This window comes from Streptomyces sp. Sge12 (assembly GCF_002080455.1).
Lineage (GTDB): Bacteria > Actinomycetota > Actinomycetes > Streptomycetales > Streptomycetaceae > Streptomyces.
Genome location: NZ_CP020555.1, coordinates 7,170,027 through 7,186,896, shown reverse-complemented (window position 1 = coordinate 7,186,896; position 16,870 = coordinate 7,170,027). Strand labels below are relative to the sequence as shown.

General features: G+C 74.0%; 13 protein-coding genes. 4 read left to right on the top strand and 9 right to left on the bottom strand.

Annotated features, from left to right (window positions below):
* Positions 1-21: 21 nt before the first annotated feature.
* Positions 22-1,554 (bottom strand): fatty acyl-CoA synthetase, encoded by a 1,533-nt coding sequence (locus tag B6R96_RS32145; protein ID WP_081524420.1) that lies wholly within the window; start codon positions 1,552-1,554, stop codon positions 22-24.
* A 157-nt stretch (positions 1,555-1,711) separates the two neighbouring features.
* Between B6R96_RS32145 and B6R96_RS32140 the strand changes: the two genes are divergently transcribed.
* A complete protein-coding gene (locus tag B6R96_RS32140; protein WP_203351682.1) occupies positions 1,712-4,165 on the top strand; it encodes a penicillin acylase family protein in 2,454 nt (817 codons plus the stop codon).
* Between the two features lie 42 nt (positions 4,166-4,207).
* Here the strand turns inward: B6R96_RS32140 and B6R96_RS32135 are convergent, their stop codons facing one another.
* From B6R96_RS32135 to B6R96_RS32125, 3 genes are all read right to left on the bottom strand, one after another.
* Positions 4,208-5,311, bottom strand: a complete 1,104-nt coding sequence (locus B6R96_RS32135) for a calcium:proton antiporter (protein WP_053170039.1) — start codon at positions 5,309-5,311, stop codon at positions 4,208-4,210.
* Positions 5,312-5,517: 206 nt separating this feature from the next.
* The gene (locus B6R96_RS32130; protein ID WP_081525347.1) at positions 5,518-7,101 is read right to left on the bottom strand and encodes an acyl-CoA synthetase; all 1,584 of its coding nucleotides are present in this window, start codon (positions 7,099-7,101) and stop codon (positions 5,518-5,520) included.
* A gap of 5 nt (positions 7,102-7,106) precedes the next feature.
* A complete protein-coding gene (locus B6R96_RS32125; RefSeq protein WP_030384397.1) occupies positions 7,107-8,222 on the bottom strand; it encodes an NAD(P)H-dependent flavin oxidoreductase in 1,116 nt (371 codons plus the stop codon).
* A 382-nt stretch (positions 8,223-8,604) separates the two neighbouring features.
* On the opposite strand from B6R96_RS32125, the gene B6R96_RS32120 reads away from it, so the two are divergent.
* Complete coding sequence (locus B6R96_RS32120; RefSeq protein ID WP_081524419.1) at positions 8,605-10,521, top strand: serine hydrolase domain-containing protein; 1,917 nt, start codon at positions 8,605-8,607, stop codon at positions 10,519-10,521.
* 23 nt (positions 10,522-10,544) lie between these two features.
* On the opposite strand, the gene B6R96_RS32115 is transcribed toward B6R96_RS32120, so the two are convergent.
* The 4 genes from B6R96_RS32115 to B6R96_RS32100 form a co-directional block, all read right to left on the bottom strand.
* Entirely contained in the window at positions 10,545-10,919 is a 375-nt protein-coding gene (locus tag B6R96_RS32115) for a VOC family protein (RefSeq protein WP_053704152.1), read from the bottom strand.
* Positions 10,920-10,929: 10 nt separating this feature from the next.
* On the bottom strand, positions 10,930-11,445 hold the full coding sequence (locus B6R96_RS32110; protein WP_081524418.1) for a hypothetical protein: 516 nt from the start codon (positions 11,443-11,445) through the stop codon (positions 10,930-10,932).
* 132 nt (positions 11,446-11,577) lie between these two features.
* The gene (locus B6R96_RS32105) at positions 11,578-12,981 is read right to left on the bottom strand and encodes an alpha/beta hydrolase family protein (protein ID WP_081524417.1); all 1,404 of its coding nucleotides are present in this window, start codon (positions 12,979-12,981) and stop codon (positions 11,578-11,580) included.
* A gap of 378 nt (positions 12,982-13,359) precedes the next feature.
* On the bottom strand, positions 13,360-14,022 hold the full coding sequence (locus B6R96_RS32100; RefSeq protein WP_081524416.1) for a TetR/AcrR family transcriptional regulator: 663 nt from the start codon (positions 14,020-14,022) through the stop codon (positions 13,360-13,362).
* Positions 14,023-14,121: 99 nt separating this feature from the next.
* On the opposite strand from B6R96_RS32100, the gene B6R96_RS32095 reads away from it, so the two are divergent.
* Together B6R96_RS32095 and B6R96_RS32090 are read left to right on the top strand one after the other, a co-directional pair.
* Positions 14,122-15,330: an FAD-dependent monooxygenase gene (locus tag B6R96_RS32095; protein ID WP_081524415.1), complete on the top strand. Its 1,209-nt coding sequence runs from the start codon at positions 14,122-14,124 to the stop codon at positions 15,328-15,330.
* Between the two features lie 39 nt (positions 15,331-15,369).
* A complete protein-coding gene (locus tag B6R96_RS32090) occupies positions 15,370-15,819 on the top strand; it encodes a nitroreductase family deazaflavin-dependent oxidoreductase (protein ID WP_081524414.1) in 450 nt (149 codons plus the stop codon).
* A 61-nt stretch (positions 15,820-15,880) separates the two neighbouring features.
* On the opposite strand, the gene B6R96_RS32085 is transcribed toward B6R96_RS32090, so the two are convergent.
* Positions 15,881-16,792, bottom strand: a complete 912-nt coding sequence (locus B6R96_RS32085) for an alpha/beta fold hydrolase (RefSeq protein WP_081524413.1) — start codon at positions 16,790-16,792, stop codon at positions 15,881-15,883.
* Positions 16,793-16,870 lie beyond the last annotated feature (78 nt).

The following is a 16,870-nucleotide window of genomic DNA, read 5'->3' as shown; positions in this document are numbered from 1 at the left end:
TTGGCGCGGGACGTGCGGACGTCAGTGGCCGGGCTGCGCGAAGCGGTCGCGCAGTTCCCGCTTGAGGATCTTGCCGCTGGCATTGCGCGGGAGGGCGTCCACGAAGAGCACCCGCTTCGGGGCCTTGAAGTGGGCGAGCTTCTCCCGCGCGAAGGCCATCAGCTCCGCCTCCGTCACCTCCCCGCGCGGTACCACCACCGCCGTGACCGCCTCGATCCAGCGCTCGTCGGGCAGCCCCACCACTGCGGCCTCGGCCACGCCCGGATGGGTGTAGAGCACGTCCTCCACCTGCCGTGAGGCGACCAGCACCCCGCCCGAGTTGATGACGTCCTTCACCCGGTCCACGACCGTGTAGTACCCCTGCGCATCGCGCACGGCCAGGTCTCCCGAGCGGAACCAGCCGTCCCGGAAGGCCTTCTGCGTGGCCACCGCGTCGTTCCAGTACCCCAGGCAGAGCTGCGGCGAGCGGTAGACCACCTCGCCGGCCGTCCCGTCCGGCACGTCCTTGCCGTCCTCGTCGACGACCTTCGCCTCCACGTGGCGCACCGGCCGCCCGCAGGAGTCCATCCGCCCCTCGTGCTCCGCCGGCCCCAGCACCGTGGCGAGCGGGCCGATCTCGCTCTGGCCGAAGCAGTTGTAGAAGCCGAGCCCCGGCAGCCGCTCGCGCAGTCGTTCCAGGACCGGCACCGGCATGATCGAGGCCCCGTAGTACGCCTTCCGCAGGGCGCCCAGCTCACGCACCGCGAAGTCCGGGTGGTTGGCCAGGCCGATCCACACCGTCGGCGGAGCGAAGAGGCTGTCGGCCTCCCCGGCCTCGACGAGGTCGAAGATCCGCTCCGCGACCGGCGCGTCCACGATGGTGTTCCGCGCTCCCACCGCCAGGTACGGGAGCAGGAAGACGTGCATCTGCGCCGAGTGGTAGAGCGGCAGCGAGTGCACGGGCCGGTCGTCCCCGTCCAGGTCCAGGGCCTCGATCGCACTCTCGTACTCGTGCACCAGCGCCCGGTGGGTCATCATCGCGCCCTTGGGCAGGGCGGTGGTCCCCGAGGTGTAGAGGAGCTGCGCCAGCGCGTCCGGGTCCCGGTCGGCCTCGAAGGGCAGCGGCTCGGCCAGCTCCGCCAGGAAGGAATCGGGGGCGTCGCGCAGCGCCCGTACGCGCCTGCCCCCGGGGATCCGGCCGGCCAGGTCCGGGTCGGCGAGGACCAGGGCGCTCGCGGAGTCGTCCAGGATGTACGCGAGGTCCTCGCCGGTGAGGTTCTGGTTGACCGGGACGTGGGTGAGCCCGGCCCGGGCGCAGGCGAGGTAGGCGATGAGGTATGCGTCGCAGTTGTGGGCGTAGGTGGCGACGCGGTCCCCGGCGGCCAGCCCGTACCGCTCCCGCAGTACGGCGGCGCCGGTGCTGACGGCCGCGTCGAGCTCCGCGTAGGTCCAGGTCCGTTCGCGGTAGCGGACGGCGGGGCGGTCGGGCACCCGCCGCGCGCTGTCGCGCACCAGCCCGTCGACCGTGTTGTCCCGTACCGCTCGCACTGCCCGCACCGTCCGGTCTGCCGTCATGGCGCGATCCTCGTCCTCCCGCACGCCCAAGGTCAATAACCGGATACCAAACGGGATGTTGACAGATCATCGGACCGCCTGCATGAGTGTGGGGGCACGGACGCACCGCCTGTCCACCGGGTAACCACCCCCACCCACAGGCCACTTGGGAGGACTGTTGCACCTCAGCACTCGTCCGACACTCCGCCGCGTCGCCCTCGCCGGCGCCGCTCTGCTCGCCGCGACGGCCGCGATGCCGCAGGCCGCGGCAGCGACCGACGACCGGGCAGCGGCCGGCGGCGGCAAGCTGTCCGCCGTCATCCGGTACACCGAGAACGGCATCCCGCACATCCTCGCCCGCGACTACGCGCAGCTCGGCTTCGGCACCGGCTGGGCCCAGGCCGCCGACCAGGTCTGTGTCCTCGCGGACGGCTTCGTGACCGTCGCCGGTGAGCGTTCGCGCTGGTTCGGGGCGGACGCGGCGCCCGACTTCTCGCTCTCCTCGGCCACGAAGAACCTCTCCAGCGACCTCTACTTCAAGGGGGTGCGGGAGTCCGGCACGGTGGAGAAGCTGCTGGCGACCCCCGCGCCGGCCGGGCCCACCGAGGACCTCAAGGAACTGATGCGCGGCTGGGCCGCCGGGTACAACGCCTGGCTGGCCCAGAACAAGGTCACCGATCCGGCGTGCAAGGGCGCCGGCTGGGTCCACCCGGTCACCACGGCCGATGTGGCGGCCCGCGGCTTCGCGGTGTCGGTCCTCGGCGGCCAGGGCCGCGGCGTCGACGGCATCACGACCGCACAGCCCCCGGGCGCGGCGGCCATCCCGGGACCGGCGGGCACTCCGGTCGCCGCGGCCTCCGCGGCGACCGATCCGGCGGCCGCCGCCGAGGCCGCGCGCGACTTCTTCGACACCGCCCGGTACGACATGGGCTCCAACGCGGTGGCCTTCGCCGGCTCCACCACGTCGAACGGCCGCGGCCTGCTGCTCGGCAACCCGCACTACCCCTGGCAGGGCGGACGCCGCTTCTGGCAGTTCCAGCAGACCATCCCGGGCGAGCTGAACGTCTCGGGCGCCTCCCTCCTCGGCACGGCCGTGGTCAACATCGGCTTCAACGACAAGGTGGCCTGGAGCCACACCGTGGCCACCGGCACCCCGGTCAACCTCCACCAGCTCGCCCTGGACCCCGCCGATCCGACCGCCTACCTGGTCGACGGCAAGCCGGAGAGGATGACCCGGCGGACCGTCACCGTCCCGGTGGCGGGCGGCGCCCCCGTCACCCGCACCCAGTGGTGGACCCGCTACGGGCCGGTGGTCTCCGACCTCGGCGCGGGCCTGCCCCTGCCCTGGACCGCGCAGACGGCGTACGCGCTGAACGACCCGAACGCGGCGAACCTGCGCGGCTCGGACACCGCCCTCGCGATGGGCAGAGCCCGTTCGGTGGCCGGCATCCAGGACGCGCTGAAGCGCACCCAGGGCCTGCCCTGGGTGAACACCGTGGCCGCCGACTCCGCCGGCGGCACCCTCTTCACCCAGACCCAGGTGCTCCCCCGGATCACCGACGAGCTGGCGGCCCGCTGCTCCACCCCGCTGGGCCGGGCCACCTATCCGGCGTCGGGGCTGGCGGTGCTGGACGGTTCCCGCGGTGACTGCGCGATCGGCTCGGACCCGGACGCGGTGCAGCCCGGCGTGTTCGGCCCGGGCAGGGCGCCGACTCTGCAGGGGGCGCCGTACGCCGAGAACTCCAACGACAGTGCCTGGCTGGCCAATGCCGACCGGCCGCTGACCGGGTACGAACGCATCTGGGGCACCGTCGCCACCCCGCGCTCGCTGCGGACGCGCGGCGCCGTCGAGGACGTGTCCGCGATGGCCGCGAAGGGCCGGCTGACCGTGGCGGACCTGCAGAAACAGCAGTTCGCGAACCGGGTTCCGGCCGGTGATCTGGCGGCCGCGGACGCGGCGCAGGCCTGCGCCGCCCTGCCCGGCGGCACGGCGACGGCGAGCGACGGCAGTGCGGTGGACGTCACGGCGGCCTGCGGGGTGCTGGCGGGCTGGGACCGTACGACCGACAGCGCCAGCCGCGGCGCACTGCTCTTCGACCGGTTCTGGCGCCGGCTGACGGCGTCGACCCCCGCCAAGGACTTGTGGCTGGTGCCGTTCTCGGCGGCCGATCCCGTACGCACCCCCCGTACGCTCAACCGGGCCGCGCCCGGCATCGGGCGGGCGCTCGCGGACGCGGTGGCGGAGCTGAAGGCCGCCGGGATCGCGCTGGACGCCCCGCTGGGCGAGCACCAGTTCGTGGTCCGGGGCGGCCGCAGGCTGCCGGTGGGCGGCGGTACGGAGGCGCTCGGCGTCTGGAACAAGATCGAGGCCCCGTGGAACGCGGCGGCCGGCGGCTACCCGGAGGTCGCGCACGGCTCCAGCCACATCCAGGCGGTCGGCTGGGACGGCAGCCGCTGTCCGGTGGCGCGCACCCTGCTGACGTACAGCCAGTCCTCGAACCCGGGCTCGCCGTACTACGCCGATCAGACCCGGCTGTACTCCGAGGAGCGCTGGGTCACGGCACGCTACTGCGAGCGGGACATCCTCACCTCCCCGAAGCTGAAGGTGGTGCCGGTGCGCGAACGGCGGTGACCGCTCCCCCGCGTCCCTCTTCCCGGCCCCGGCCCCGGCGCCCTAGGGGCTGACGGCCAGGAAGAGGTACGCGGCCAGCAGCACGATGTGCACGCCGCCCTGGAGCAGCGTGGCCCGCCCCGGGACGATGGTGAGGGCGCTGACCACGACGGTGAGGGCGAGCAGCACCATGTGGATCGGGCCGAGGCCGAGCAGGAGCGGTCCGGAGAGCCAGATGGAGGCGAGGGCGATCGCCGGGATGGTCAGGCCGATGCTGGCGATGGCCGATCCGTAGGCGAGGTTGAGACTGGTCTGCACGCGGTCGCGGCGGGCGGCGCGGACGGCGGCGAGTGTCTCGGGCGCCAGGACGAGCAGCGCGATGATCACACCGACGACCGCCTGGGGCAGGCCGGCGGCCGCGACGGCCCGCTCGATCGTCGGGGAGACGGCCTTGGCGTCGCCGACCACGGCGACGAGCGCGACCAGCAGCAGGCCGAGGCTGATGAGGGCGGCGCGGGCGGTGGGCGGTTCCGCGTACTCCTCGCCACCGCCGGACCCCTGCCCGGTGTCCACGGGCAGGAAGTAGCTGCGGTGACGGACCGTCTGTACGGCGACGAACAGCCCGTACAGGGCGAGCGAGGCGACGGCGGCGAACGTGAGCTGCGCGGTGGAGAACTCCGGGCCCGGCTTGCTGGTGGTGAAGGTCGGCAGGACCAGGCTGAGGGTGGCCAGGGTCGCGACGGTGGCGAGGGCCGCACCGGATCCCTCGGGGTTGAACACGGCGACCCGGTTGCGCAGGGCGCCGACGAGCAGGGACAGGCCGACGATGCCGTTGCACGTGATCATGACGGCGGCGAAGACCGTGTCCCGGGCCAGGGAGGCGGTCTTGTCACCGCCGTCGGCCATCAGGGTGACGATGAGCGCCACCTCGATCACGGTGACCGCCACGGCGAGGACGAGGGAACCGAAGGGTTCGCCGACCCGGTGGGCGACGACCTCGGCGTGGTGGACGGCGGCGAGGACCGCGCCGGCCAGGCAGAGGGCGACGAGCGCCACCGCGAAGCCGGGTAGGTCCCGGCCCCAACTGAAGACGAGCGCGACCAGCGCCACCACGGGGACCACCACGGTCCAGTCGGTCAGGGGAGATCTGCGCGCAGTCGTACTCATATCAGCCAAGTTGCCAGAAGTATCCCGTCAGTGCGGCGCAAGGCGCGCCTCCGGGCCCTGACGTGGCTTTTCTCACGAATGCCCGCCGCCCGGCGCGGACGGCCGAGCAGGCGGGCGGGCGCGGAACGGCCGGGGCGCGGCGTGCCGCAACCCCCCGGCGACCGGGTCTCACCCGTGTGGCCCTCGGGGACGGCCGCGCCGAGGGCTCACATCGGGCGGGCGTGGCCCTCCCAGTAGGGGTCGCGCAGCCGGCGCTTGTAGAGCTTGCCGTTCGGGTCGCGCGGCATGGTCTCGATGAAGTCGACCGTCTTGGGGCGCTTGTACCCGGCGAGCTGGCGCTCGCAGTGGAGCAGGATCTCCGCGGCCAGCGCGTCGCCCGCGACGAAGCCCTCGGCCGGTTCGACGACCGCCTTGACCTCCTCGCCCCAGTCGGCGTGCGGAATGCCGAAGGCGGCGGCGTCCGCGACGGCCGGGTGGGTGAGCAGGGCCGACTCGATCTCGGCGGGGTAGATGTTTACCCCGCCCGAGATGATCATGTCGATCTTGCGGTCGCGGAGGAAGAGGTACCCCTCCTCGTCCATCAGCCCCAGGTCGCCGACGGTGAAGAAGTCGCCGATCCGGTTCTTCTTCGTCTTGCCCTCGTCCTTGTGGTAGCTGAAGCCGCCGGTGTTCATCTTTATGTAGACGGTGCCCAGTTCCCCGGCGGGCAGCCGGTTGCCGTCGTCGTCGAAGATGGCGAGTTCGCTGATCGGCCAGGCCCTGCCGACGGTTCCCGGCTTCTTCAGCCAGTCCTCGGCGGTCGCGAACGCGCCCCCGCCCTCGCTGGCCGCGTAGTACTCCTCCACGCAGCGGCCCCACCAGTCGATCATGGCCCGTTTGACGTGGTCGGGGCAGGGCGCGGCGCCGTGGATCGCGTGCCGCATGGACGAGACGTCGTACGCGTCCTTCGTCTCCTGCGGGAGGGCGAGGAGCCGGTGGAACTGGGTCGGCACCATGTGGGTGTGCGTGCAGGCGTGCCGGTCGATCAGGCGCAGCATCTCCTGCGGGGTCCACTTGTCCATCAGGACGAGCGGGTGCCCGATGTGCAGGGCGGCGCCCGCGAATTGGAGGACGGCCGTGTGGTAGAGCGGCGAGCAGACCAGGTGGACGTTGCCGTCGAACGGCCGGATGCCGAAGATGCCGAGGAAGCCGCCCAGGTACGTCTCCTCCGGGAGCTTGCCGGGCAGCGGGCGGCGGATGCCGCGCGGCCGTCCGGTGGTGCCGGAGGTGTAGTTCATGACCCAGCCCAGGGTGCGGCCCTCGGGGGCGCCGGCGGGCTGTCCGTCGAGGAGTTCCGCGTACGGCCGGAAGCCCGCGACCGGTCCGACGGCGTAGCGGTGGCTCGCGGGCAGGGCCGCCTCGTCGGCAGCGGCGGTGGCGGCGTCGGCGAAGCGCTCGTGGGCGATGAGCACCTTGGCACCGGAGTCGGAGACGATCCAGGCGATCTCGGGGCCGACGAGGTGGTGGTTGACGGGGACGAGGTAGAAGCCCGCCTGGGAGGCGGCCAGGTAGGCGGTGAGGAACTCGACGCCGTTGGGGAGGACGACGGCGAAGACGTCTCCCTTCTCCAGTCCGGCGGCGCGCAGGCCGTGGACGAGGCGGTTGACGTCGGTGTGCAGTCGGCCGGCGCTCCATTCCTCGCCCTCGGGGGTCACCAGCACGGTGCGCCCGGGGTCGGCGGCTGCCTGGGCCCAGAAGCCGTTGGGAGGCTGCTGGTCGGTGGCGGGGGTCGTGGACGTCGTGGCGGTCATGTCGGTCACGCCTCTCGGACTCGGCCGGCGATGCGGTTGATGCGGTCGATCGCCCTCTCGAACCCGCTGGTGAGGTCGTCGAAGACGGCCTGGACGCTGCGTTCTTCGGTCATCCGGCCGACGATCTGGCCGACGGGGGTGCCGAGCAGGGGCTGGATCTCGTACTTCTGGATCCGGGAGACGGCCTCGGCGACGAGCAGTCCCTGGAGCGGCATGGGCAGCGCGCCCGGTCCCTCGGGGTCGTCCCAGGCGTCGGTCCACTCGGTGCGCAGTTGGCGGGCGGGCTTGCCGGTGAGGGCCCGCGAGCGGACGGTGTCGCCGGATCCGGCGGCGAGCAGTTTCTCGGTGAGGGCCCGCGAGTGGAGGTCGGCCTCGGTGGTGGTGAGCCAGAGGGAGCCGAGCCAGGCGCCCTGGGCGCCGAGGGCGAGGCCGGCGGCGATCTGCTCGCCGCTGCCGATGCCGCCGGCGGCGAGGACCGGGAGGGGGGCGACGGCCTCGACGATCTCGGGGACCAGGACCATGGTGGCGATGTCGCCGGTGTGGCCGCCCGCCTCGTAGCCCTGGGCGACGACGATGTCGATGCCGGCTTCGGCGTGGCGGCGGGCGTGTTTGGCGCTCCCGGCGAGGGCGGCGACGAGGACGCCGTGGTCGTGGGCGCGGGCGATGACGTCGGCGGGCGGGGAACCGAGGGCGTTCGCCAGGAGTTTGATGGGGTAGTCGAAGGCGACGTCGAGCTGGCGCCGGGCGACCTGCTCCATCCAGCCGGTGATCCGCCAGCCGGAGGCCTCGCCCTCGGCGAGCTCGGGCACGTGGTGTTTGGCGAGGGTGTCGCGGACGAAGTCGCGGTGCCCGGCCGGGATCATCGCCTCGATGTCGGCCTCGCCGATGCCGTCGACGGCCTTCTTCGCGGGCATGACGACGTCGAGGCCGTAGGGCTTTCCGTCGGTGTGCGCCTGCATCCAGTCGAGGTCGCGGGCCAGCTCGTCGGGGGCGGTGTAGCGGACCGCGCCGAGTACGCCGAAGCCGCCCGCCCGGGTGATGGCAGCGGCGACCGCCGGGAAGGGCGTGAAGCCGAAGATGGCGTGCTCGACTCCCAGTTTCTTGCTCAGCTCCGTCTCCATGGGCGGCAGGATGCCGCAGCCCGGCGGTCGAGGGAAGAGATTTTCTGATGCAGTGTCAGATTCTTTACGGGCCGGTCGGTGCGGACGGTGCCCGACGGGCGGGCACATACCCACTAGCGTGCGGATCGCCTGCCGCGGGCACGGCAGATCCCGGCGGCCGGGAACCCGTTCGCCCGGCCCGCGGCGCGCTCCACGGTTCCGCGGCCCGGACCCCGGGCTGCGCCCCGGGCGGAGCACCGGCACCGGCAGCGGCACGGCGGGAGGCGGCACGGGCCGTCCCGGCCCGCAGCCGGCGGGTGGGGCACGGGGTCCGGGGCGCGGCCCCCGGGAGACGACGCTGCAGGTGGACAGCCGCAGGTGGACAGCGGACAGGAGGGCGGACATGACAGTACGCACGGGGGCTTCGGGCCTGGCGAGCACAGAGGCACGGCTCGCACGCGCCGCAACGGGCGGGCCCGAGGAGACGAGCGGCCGACCCGGTACCTCCGGTGGCGGGCTGACGCGACGGCGGCTCGGGGCGCGGCTGCTCGCGCTCGGCGGGGTCCTCGTCCTGCACGCGGCGTTCCCGGGCGCCCCGGGTGCCGCGGGTGCCGCGGGCAGTCCGGGCGCCCCGGGCAGTCCGGCCGAACGGCGCGCGCTCCAGGGGCTGCGGCTGCGGTACGGGTCGGCGCGCCAGGCCGGCCTGCTGGAGAAGCACCTGGAGGGGGTGGCCGACGAGGCCCGGCGCTTCCTGGGCCCCTCCCCCGAACACCCCTACTACGCCGGGGCGGTGGTCCTCGCCGGCCGGGGCCGCACCATCGCCCTGCACCGCGCCATGGGCCACGCGGTCCGCTACGCGGACTACGACGGGCGGACCGACCGGGTCCGGGAGTTCCCGGAGGCCGAGCGGATCGCCATGGCCGAGGACACCGTCTTCGACCTGGCCTCGCTGACCAAGCTGTTCACCTCCATCCTGGCCGTGCAGCAGATCGAGCGCGGCCGCCTGGAGCTGGAGGCCCCGGTGTGCCGGTACATGCCGGAGTTCACCGGGGGCGGCAAGGAGATCATCACGGTCCGTCAGCTGCTCACGCACACCTCGGGTCTGCGTTCCTGGGCGCCCTTCTACCAGGAGTCCACGCGCGAGGGGCAGCTGAGGCTGCTGTGGTCGGTGCGTCCGCAGGAGACCCCCGGGACCGTCTACCGGTACTCCGACCTCAACCTCATTTCGTTGCAGCTGCTCCTGGAACGGATCACCGCTCGCACTTTGGACGTCCTGCTCCGCGACGAGATCACCGCTCCGCTCGGGATGCACCGCACGCGGTACAACCCACCGCTCTCCTGGCGCCGGGTCACCGCCGCCACCGAAGTGCAGCGCCCGCCCTGGTCCGGCCTGGACCGCGGGCTGGTGTGGGGCGAGGTCCACGACGAGAACGCGTACGCGCTCGGCGGTGTCGCGGGCCATGCCGGGGTCTTCGGCACCGCCTGGGACCTGGCCGTGCTCGCCCGCGCCCTCCTGGACGGCGGGGTCTACGCGGGCCGGCGCATCCTGCGCCCCGCCTCCGTCGAGCTGCTCTTCACCGACTACAACACGGCCTTCCCCGGCGACGACCACGGCCTCGGCTTCGAGCTCTACCAGCACTGGTACATGGGGGCCATGGCCACCCCGCACTCCGCCGGGCACACCGGGTTCACCGGCACCTCCCTCGTCCTCGACCCCTCCACCGACTCGTTCCTGATCCTGCTCGGCAACTCCGTGCACCCCGTACGCACCTGGCGGGCCGGCAGCGCGCCGCGCGTCGCCGTCGGCAACCGGTTCGCCCGCGCCGTCCCGGTCCGTACGCGGCACGGCGGCGCGGCCTGGTTCTCCGGCATCCGGCCGGGCGCCTCGGGCACCCTCACGCTGCCGCCGCTGCGCCCGGCCACGGCCGCCGCCCGGCTGCGCTGCGCCGTGTGGTGGGACACCGTGCCCGGCGAGGGCGCCCTGCACGTGGAGGGCTCCGCCGACGGGGAACACTGGGAGCCGCTGCCCTTCAGCACGCTGCGGTCCACCGGCGGCACGCCCGAGCAGTGGCCGCGGGGCTCGGTGAGCGGCTGGTCGGGCCGCGTCTGGCACCGCCTCGAAGCCCCCCTCACGGCCGCGTGGACGGGCCGGGAGGTACGGCTGCGGCTGCGCCACACCGCGACCGGCCGCTACGTGGGCCGCGGGATCTACGTGGACGTCGTACGCGTGGCGGAACCGGGCCGGCTGCTGTTCGCCGAGGACCGCCCGGCCGACGCCGACCGGATCGAGGCGATCGGCTGGACCCGGTCGGCGGACTGACCGCCGCCGCCACCGCGGTCGGCTCAGTGCCGGACGAGACAGAACGGGTGCCCCGCCGGGTCCGCGTAGACCCGCCAGCCGCGCCCGTCCGAGCCGTCGAGCAGCGTCCCGCCGGCCGCCAGCACCTCCTCCTGCGCGCGGTCCAGGTCCGGGACGCCGAGGTCCAGGTGGAACTGCTGCGGCCGGCTGGGGTCGGGCCAGCGCGGCGGCACGTGGTCGGGAGCGCGCTGGAAGGCGAGGACCAGCCCCGAGGGGGTGTGGAGGGTCGCCCAGCTCTCGTCGACGGCCCAGCGCCGGTCCGGCCGGTTGACGCTCCCGCCCAGCAGGGACCGGTAGAACTCGGCGAGGGACTGCGGCTCGAGGCAGTCCAGGACCACGCATTGCAGTTCAGCGATCATGATTCGGATCCTAGGGCGTGTCTCTCGGATCATGCCGGGCCGAGCCCTGGCGGGCGGCTCCGGCCGGCCAGACGACCTCCACCGGGATTCCCCGCGCACGGGCAGCGGCCACCGCGTCGCCCGTCCCGCCCTGCCTGCCGCCGGCCCCTCCGTCCCAGACCGCGACCAGGAGCTCGGCCCGGCCGAGCAGGAGTCGGTTGGCGGCGGCGTAGGCGGCGGTACCGGCCCTCCGGTACGGCATGACCTCGATCTCCGCGGCCGCTTCCAGGAGCCGGTCGAAGGCGGCGGCGTGCGGCCCCTGCGCCATGCGTGCCCGGTAGTCGCCCGAGGGGAGCACCGCCACCAGCCGCCCGCCCAGGGTGACGACGGCGTCCCCGAAGACCGTGTCCGCGCCGGGGGCCAGGCAGGACATGCCGGTGAGCTCGGCGGCCGGGTAGCGGGAGAGCAGCGCGGTCAGCGCCTCCTCGACGTGCGGAAGGCTCGCACCGGTCAGGTTCACGTGGCCGGTCACCGCGATGGTCGCCATGGCAGCGCTGCTCCGCCTCAAGGGTTCGTCGCCGCCGCCGGGCGGCGACGACGTCCCCATCATGCGAAGTCGGAGCGGCCGCGGCCAGCGGTTTCCGCCCCGCCGGGACCGCGGCGCTCCCGGCGCCGTCCGTCAGCTGCCCGCGAGCGTCTTCTGGAGCCAGTCGAAGACGACCTCGCAGTGCAGCTGCGGGGCCATCGGGGAGCAGTGCAACTGCGCGCCCTGGGCCGCCGTCAGCTTCAGGTAGTCCTTGGGCGAGGTGAGGGCGTCGTACATGCGGCGCGGCTGGCCGGGGTAGAACTGCTCGCCCTCGTAGTCCAGCACCAGGGTGGGGGCCTTGATCCGGCCGACGACATCGGTGATGGACAGCGCCTGGATCCGGGTGGCGGGGGTGTAGAAGTCGGTGAACAGCTTGCCCTGCCGCGCTTCGAGCATGGCGGGCACGGAGAAGGGCTCGAAGCGCTTCTTCATCACGTCGGCCGCGTCCGGGGGCAGTTCGGGGACGACCTCCTTGTTCCAGATGTCGTTCGTCTCCTGCTGGTCGGGGGTCAGGATCTTCCGGATCTCGGGCGGGAAGCCCAGCCACGGCTCCACGCAGCCCGGCATGGCCACCAGCGCGGCGATCCGGGTCTCGAAGGCCGCCGCTCGCGGGGCGAGGTCCCCGGCCATGCTCAGACCGGTCAGGGCAATCCGGCCGGGGTCCACGTCGGGGCGGGCGGAGAGCCAGTCGACGAGGGGGGTGACGACCTTCTCCCAGGTGGGTGTGAACACCACCTGGTCCACGAAGAGCAGTTGCCCCTGGCCCGGCCCGTCGTAGACGAGCGCGTTCCAGCCCCGGTCCAGCGCGGCAGGAACCCCGTAGGTCCACATGTCCACGTTCTGGCCGTCGCTCCCGTTCGTCAGGATCACCGTCGGGCGGCGGGTGGCGGAGGTGTCGGGGCGGAAGAACCACACCGGGAGCGGTGTGGTGCCGTAGGGCACGTTCGCCTTCACAGGGGCGGGCTCGCACAGGTCGCAGAAGGCGTCCCAGGCCCCGCGCCCCGCCTTGTAGAGCTGTTCCTCGCTGCCGGGGTCGTCCGAACCGAGGACGAAGAAGAGTGCCTGGCCGTAGTACTGGGCGGCGCGCAGCGCCCGGAAGCGCTTGGTCTGCCCGTCGGCCGGTGCGCCCGGCGGTGCTTTCAGGAGCTGGTCGCCGAGCGCGCGGAAGGTCTTCACGTACGTCTGGGCGGTCAGGCCGGCGTCGTTGATCGTGTTCACGGCCGTGAGGACCTCGCCGACCTCGGCGGCGCCGGCTCCCGAGCCGCCGAGCGCGAGGAGTCCGTTGAAGTTGTACGCCGGGTCCTTGAACAGCGTCATCACGCCCGGGGTGAGGCCGCCGGCGGCCTCACTGGGTGTGGCGGTGCCGCTGGACGCCGCCGCCGGAGCGCCGGGGGCGCCGCCGCGCGCGCAACCCGCCGCGAGGGCCGCACCCGCCGCGGCGGTGAGCAGGGCGCGTCGGGTGGGGCCGGGGTTCCGATCACCGGATATGCGCTTCATGCCTCCGAACCGTAGCCCCGGCACCGTGCTCCGGCCTCCCCGTCCCGCCTGCGCGGGCCCGCCCGGGGCACGGCCCCGCGCCCGGGCCGTCGCCCGAACGGGCAGGTGGCGGGCCGGTGCCCCGCCGGGGTGGGGGCGGCCTTCCGGGCGCCGCCGCTCTTGCGCCGTCCGGGGGACGCGGTGGAACCGACGGGGTGTCCCGCCGTACGCAAGGGCCCCGACCGGCCGGGGGGGGTGGCCGATCGGGGCGGGCCCGGGCCGACCGGGGGGGGGTGGCCGGCCTGGGCGTTTGCGGGTGGGCCCGTGCGGTCCCACACATGGATGAACGGTCAACGACCCCGGGGAGTTCCCCGCCGGCAAGGGGGCGTGGTGTCGGGGTCAGACCTCGGCGAGGGCGGCTTCGATCATGCGCCGGGTGATCGAGGTCAGTTCGGCGAGGTCCGGGGCCGGGCGGGAGCGGGCTAGGGCGCCGGCCAGCCGGTCGTAGAGGAGCCCGTCGGTCCAGGCGACGAGGAGTTCGGCGGCCGCCTCGGGCTGCTCGGCGCCGAGTGCGGCGAGGATGCCCGAGGCGCGGGCCCGGGCTCCGAGGCCCGCCCGGTGGAAGTCCGCCTCCAGTTCGGGGTTGCGGGCCGCTTCGAGGCTGAGTTCGAAGCGGGCCAGCTGGCGTTCGCGCCCCACCGTCAGCCAGCGGTGCAGCAGCCCGGCCAGCGCGGCCGCGGCGCCCTCCCGGTCCGCCACCGGGGGCGCGGGCGGACTCCCGCCGTCGCGATCCCCGCCAGAGCCCCCGCCAGGATCCCCGCCGAGGCTCTCGCCGAGGCCCCCGCCCAGGTCCCCGACATCGCCGAGGTCCAGCTCGGCCAGCCGCGCGTAGCAGGCCCCGATCAGCGCCGTCCTCGTACGGAAGTAGTACGAGGTGCTGCCGGCCGGCAGCCCCGCCGCGCCGTCGACCGCGCGGTGGGTCAGGCCGCGGAGCCCGGCGGCGGCCACGAGGCCGATCGCGGTGTCGGCGATCAGCGTTCTGCGATCCGCGGTGGTGGACATGCCCTCACTCTACAGCTGTAGAGTGGGTGACATCGGACTCTACAGATGTAGAGGATCGACGGCAGGGCATGCGGAAGCAACGGCAGAGGAGGACTCGTCATGTCGGCAGTTCAGCGTCACGCGATCGTGGTGGGCGCGGGGATCGGCGGGCTCACCGCGGCGCTGGCCCTTGGCCGCCGGGGCTGGCGGGTCACCGTGTGCGAGCGGGCGGCGGGGCCGAGCTCCGTCGGCGCCGGGATCGTGCTCGCCCCCAACGCCCTGCGCGCCTTCGCCACCATCGGCTTCGACATCACCCGCGCGGCGGGCCGTACCCTCCCCGCCGCGATGGGCCTGCGCCGCCCCGACGGCCGCTGGCTCAACCGCGCCGACGGCGCCGCGCTGGCCGCCCGTTACGGCGGTCCGCCGCTCGCCCTGCACCGCTCGGCGCTGGCCGAGGCCCTGACCACCGCCCTCCCCGCGGGAACCGTCCGCCACGGCGTCGCCGTCACCTCGGTGGACGACGCCGACGGCTCCCCGGTGGTCCGCACCTGCGCCGGCGACCTCGTCGGCGCCGACCTGGTCCTGGCCGCCGACGGCATCCACAGCCCCCTGCGCCGCCAGTACTTCCCGGACCACCCGGGCCTGCGCCACAGCGGTGAGACCGCCTGGCGCACCGTCCTGCCCGCCGCCGCGAGCCGCGCCGAAGCGGCGACCGCCGAGACCTGGGGCCGGGGCGAGCGCTTCGGCGTCGTCCCGCTCGCCGACGGCCGGATCTACGTCTACGCCACCGCAGTCGCCCCCGCCGGGTACCGCCCCGCCGACCTCCGCGGGGAACTCCTGCGCCGCTACGGCACCTGGCACGACCCGATCCCCGCCCTCCTGGAGCGGATCGACCCGGCGGCCGTGCTCCAGCACGACCTGTACGACCTGGCCGCGCCGCTCCCCCGCTTCCACCACGGGCGCCTGGCCTGGCTCGGCGACGCCGCGCACGCCATGACCCCCAACCTCGGACAGGGCGGCTGCCAGGCCGTCGAGGACGCCGCGGTCCTCGGCCATCTGCTGGCCGACGCCGGCCCGGCGGACGTCCCGGCCGCGCTCGCCGCCTACAGCGCGGCCCGGTGCGCGCGTACCGACGCCATCCGCGTCCGCGCCCGCCGGGCGGGCCGGGTCGCCGCCCTCACCCACCCCCTCGCGACGGCCGTCCGCGACCTCGCCGTCCGGGCCACCCCGGCCGGCGCCGCGTACCGGGCGATGGATGCGCTGTTCGACGGATTCGTGCTCCCGGACGGAATGCACACCGTGCCCGGGGGCGTTGGGGCTCGTTGGTGAGGTTCGTTGACTGTTCGACGCGAAGGCAGGCAGATCCTTATGACGACCGACATCGACTGGGACCACCCGGCCGACCCCCGGGAGGGCACCTGGCAGTTGGACCACGTGAAGCTGTACGTGGGCTCGGGCGGCTCCGAGGGCCAGTACTGGAACGGCACCCAGACCCTCCTGCTCACCACCCTCGGCCGGGTGTCGGGCAAGCCGGTCCGCACCCCGCTCATCTACGGTGAGGCCGACGGCCGTTACCTGGTCGTCGCGTCCAAGGGCGGCGACCCCGCGCACCCGCTCTGGTACCGGAACCTGTCCGAGCATCCCGCGGTCCGCATCCAGGTCGGCCCGAAGGTCATGCAGGGCACGGCCCGTACCGCCACTCCCGAGGAGCGCGCCGCGTACTGGCCGGTGATGGTCAAGCACTGGCCCGCCTACGACGAGTACCAGGCCAAGACGGACCGCGAGATCCCGATCGTGATCATCGAGCCGGTCGCGTAGGCGTCCGGGCCCGTCGGACGGCACCCGGGCAGGGCCCTTCCCCGCCCGGGCCTCCGTCACCTCAGCGGCACATCCCGGCCACCTGCTCCAGCTCGTCCCCCCAGACGGCCACGTCCCGCGGGCCGACGTGCGGCGCGGCCAGGGACCGTACGCGGAACGGGTTGTCCGGTGCCGTCCCGTCCGCCTCGCGGATCATCAGGTCCTGAAGCGCCGGCGGGATGGAGCGGTCCTCGGTGAACCGCAGGAAGGTGCGCGGCACCCGTCCCCACCCGTCCGGCAGCCCCCGGGCGTCGGCGGCGCCGATCGCCGCGGACTCGTCCGGCTCCAGGGTGTTGAGCAGGGCGCGCACCTCGGCGTCCGGCAGGTCGCTGCCCAGCGCCTCCTTGGCCGCCGCGAAGAAGGCGGGGTCGCCCGAGCGCCAGTTGACCCGGTTGACGCCCAGCTCGGGCGGGGTCGGGACGGCGGTGAGCCGGAACAGGGCGCTGGTGGACGCCTCCGGGGTCGCCATCAGCTGCGCGACCGAGGCGTGCCGGGTCGGGCAGAAGGCGGAGGCGTACACCAAGTGGGCGATCAGCTCGGGCACTTGGTTGGCGACGGCGTTGACCGTCACCCCGCCGAGGCTCTGGCCGACCAGGATCACGGGGCCGTTGCGGTGCGCGGCGCGCACCACGCCGACGACGTGCGCCGCGAAGTCCTCCAGTGTCACCGCGGCGATCGGCGAGGGCTCGGTGCGCAGCCGCTCCGGGTCCTGGGGGGTCTGGTAGGAGAGCGGGAAGTACGCGCCGAGGCCGTGCCCGGGCAGGTCCACCGCGACCGCCCGGTGCCCGCGCGCGCCGAGCTCCTGGAGGACGGGCGACCATCCGTAGGAGTTGCTGCCGGCGCCGTGGACGAGGACGAAGGTGGGCGCACCGCGCCGCGGCCCGTCGGCGCGCACGCTGTCGCTCGTATCACTGCTGCCACTTAAGTTACTCATGAGTAGCACTCTAGGCGCGGCCGCCCCGCCGACCGATCCGTTTCGGCCATCCACCTCTCCTGCCGGACCCCGCGGGCG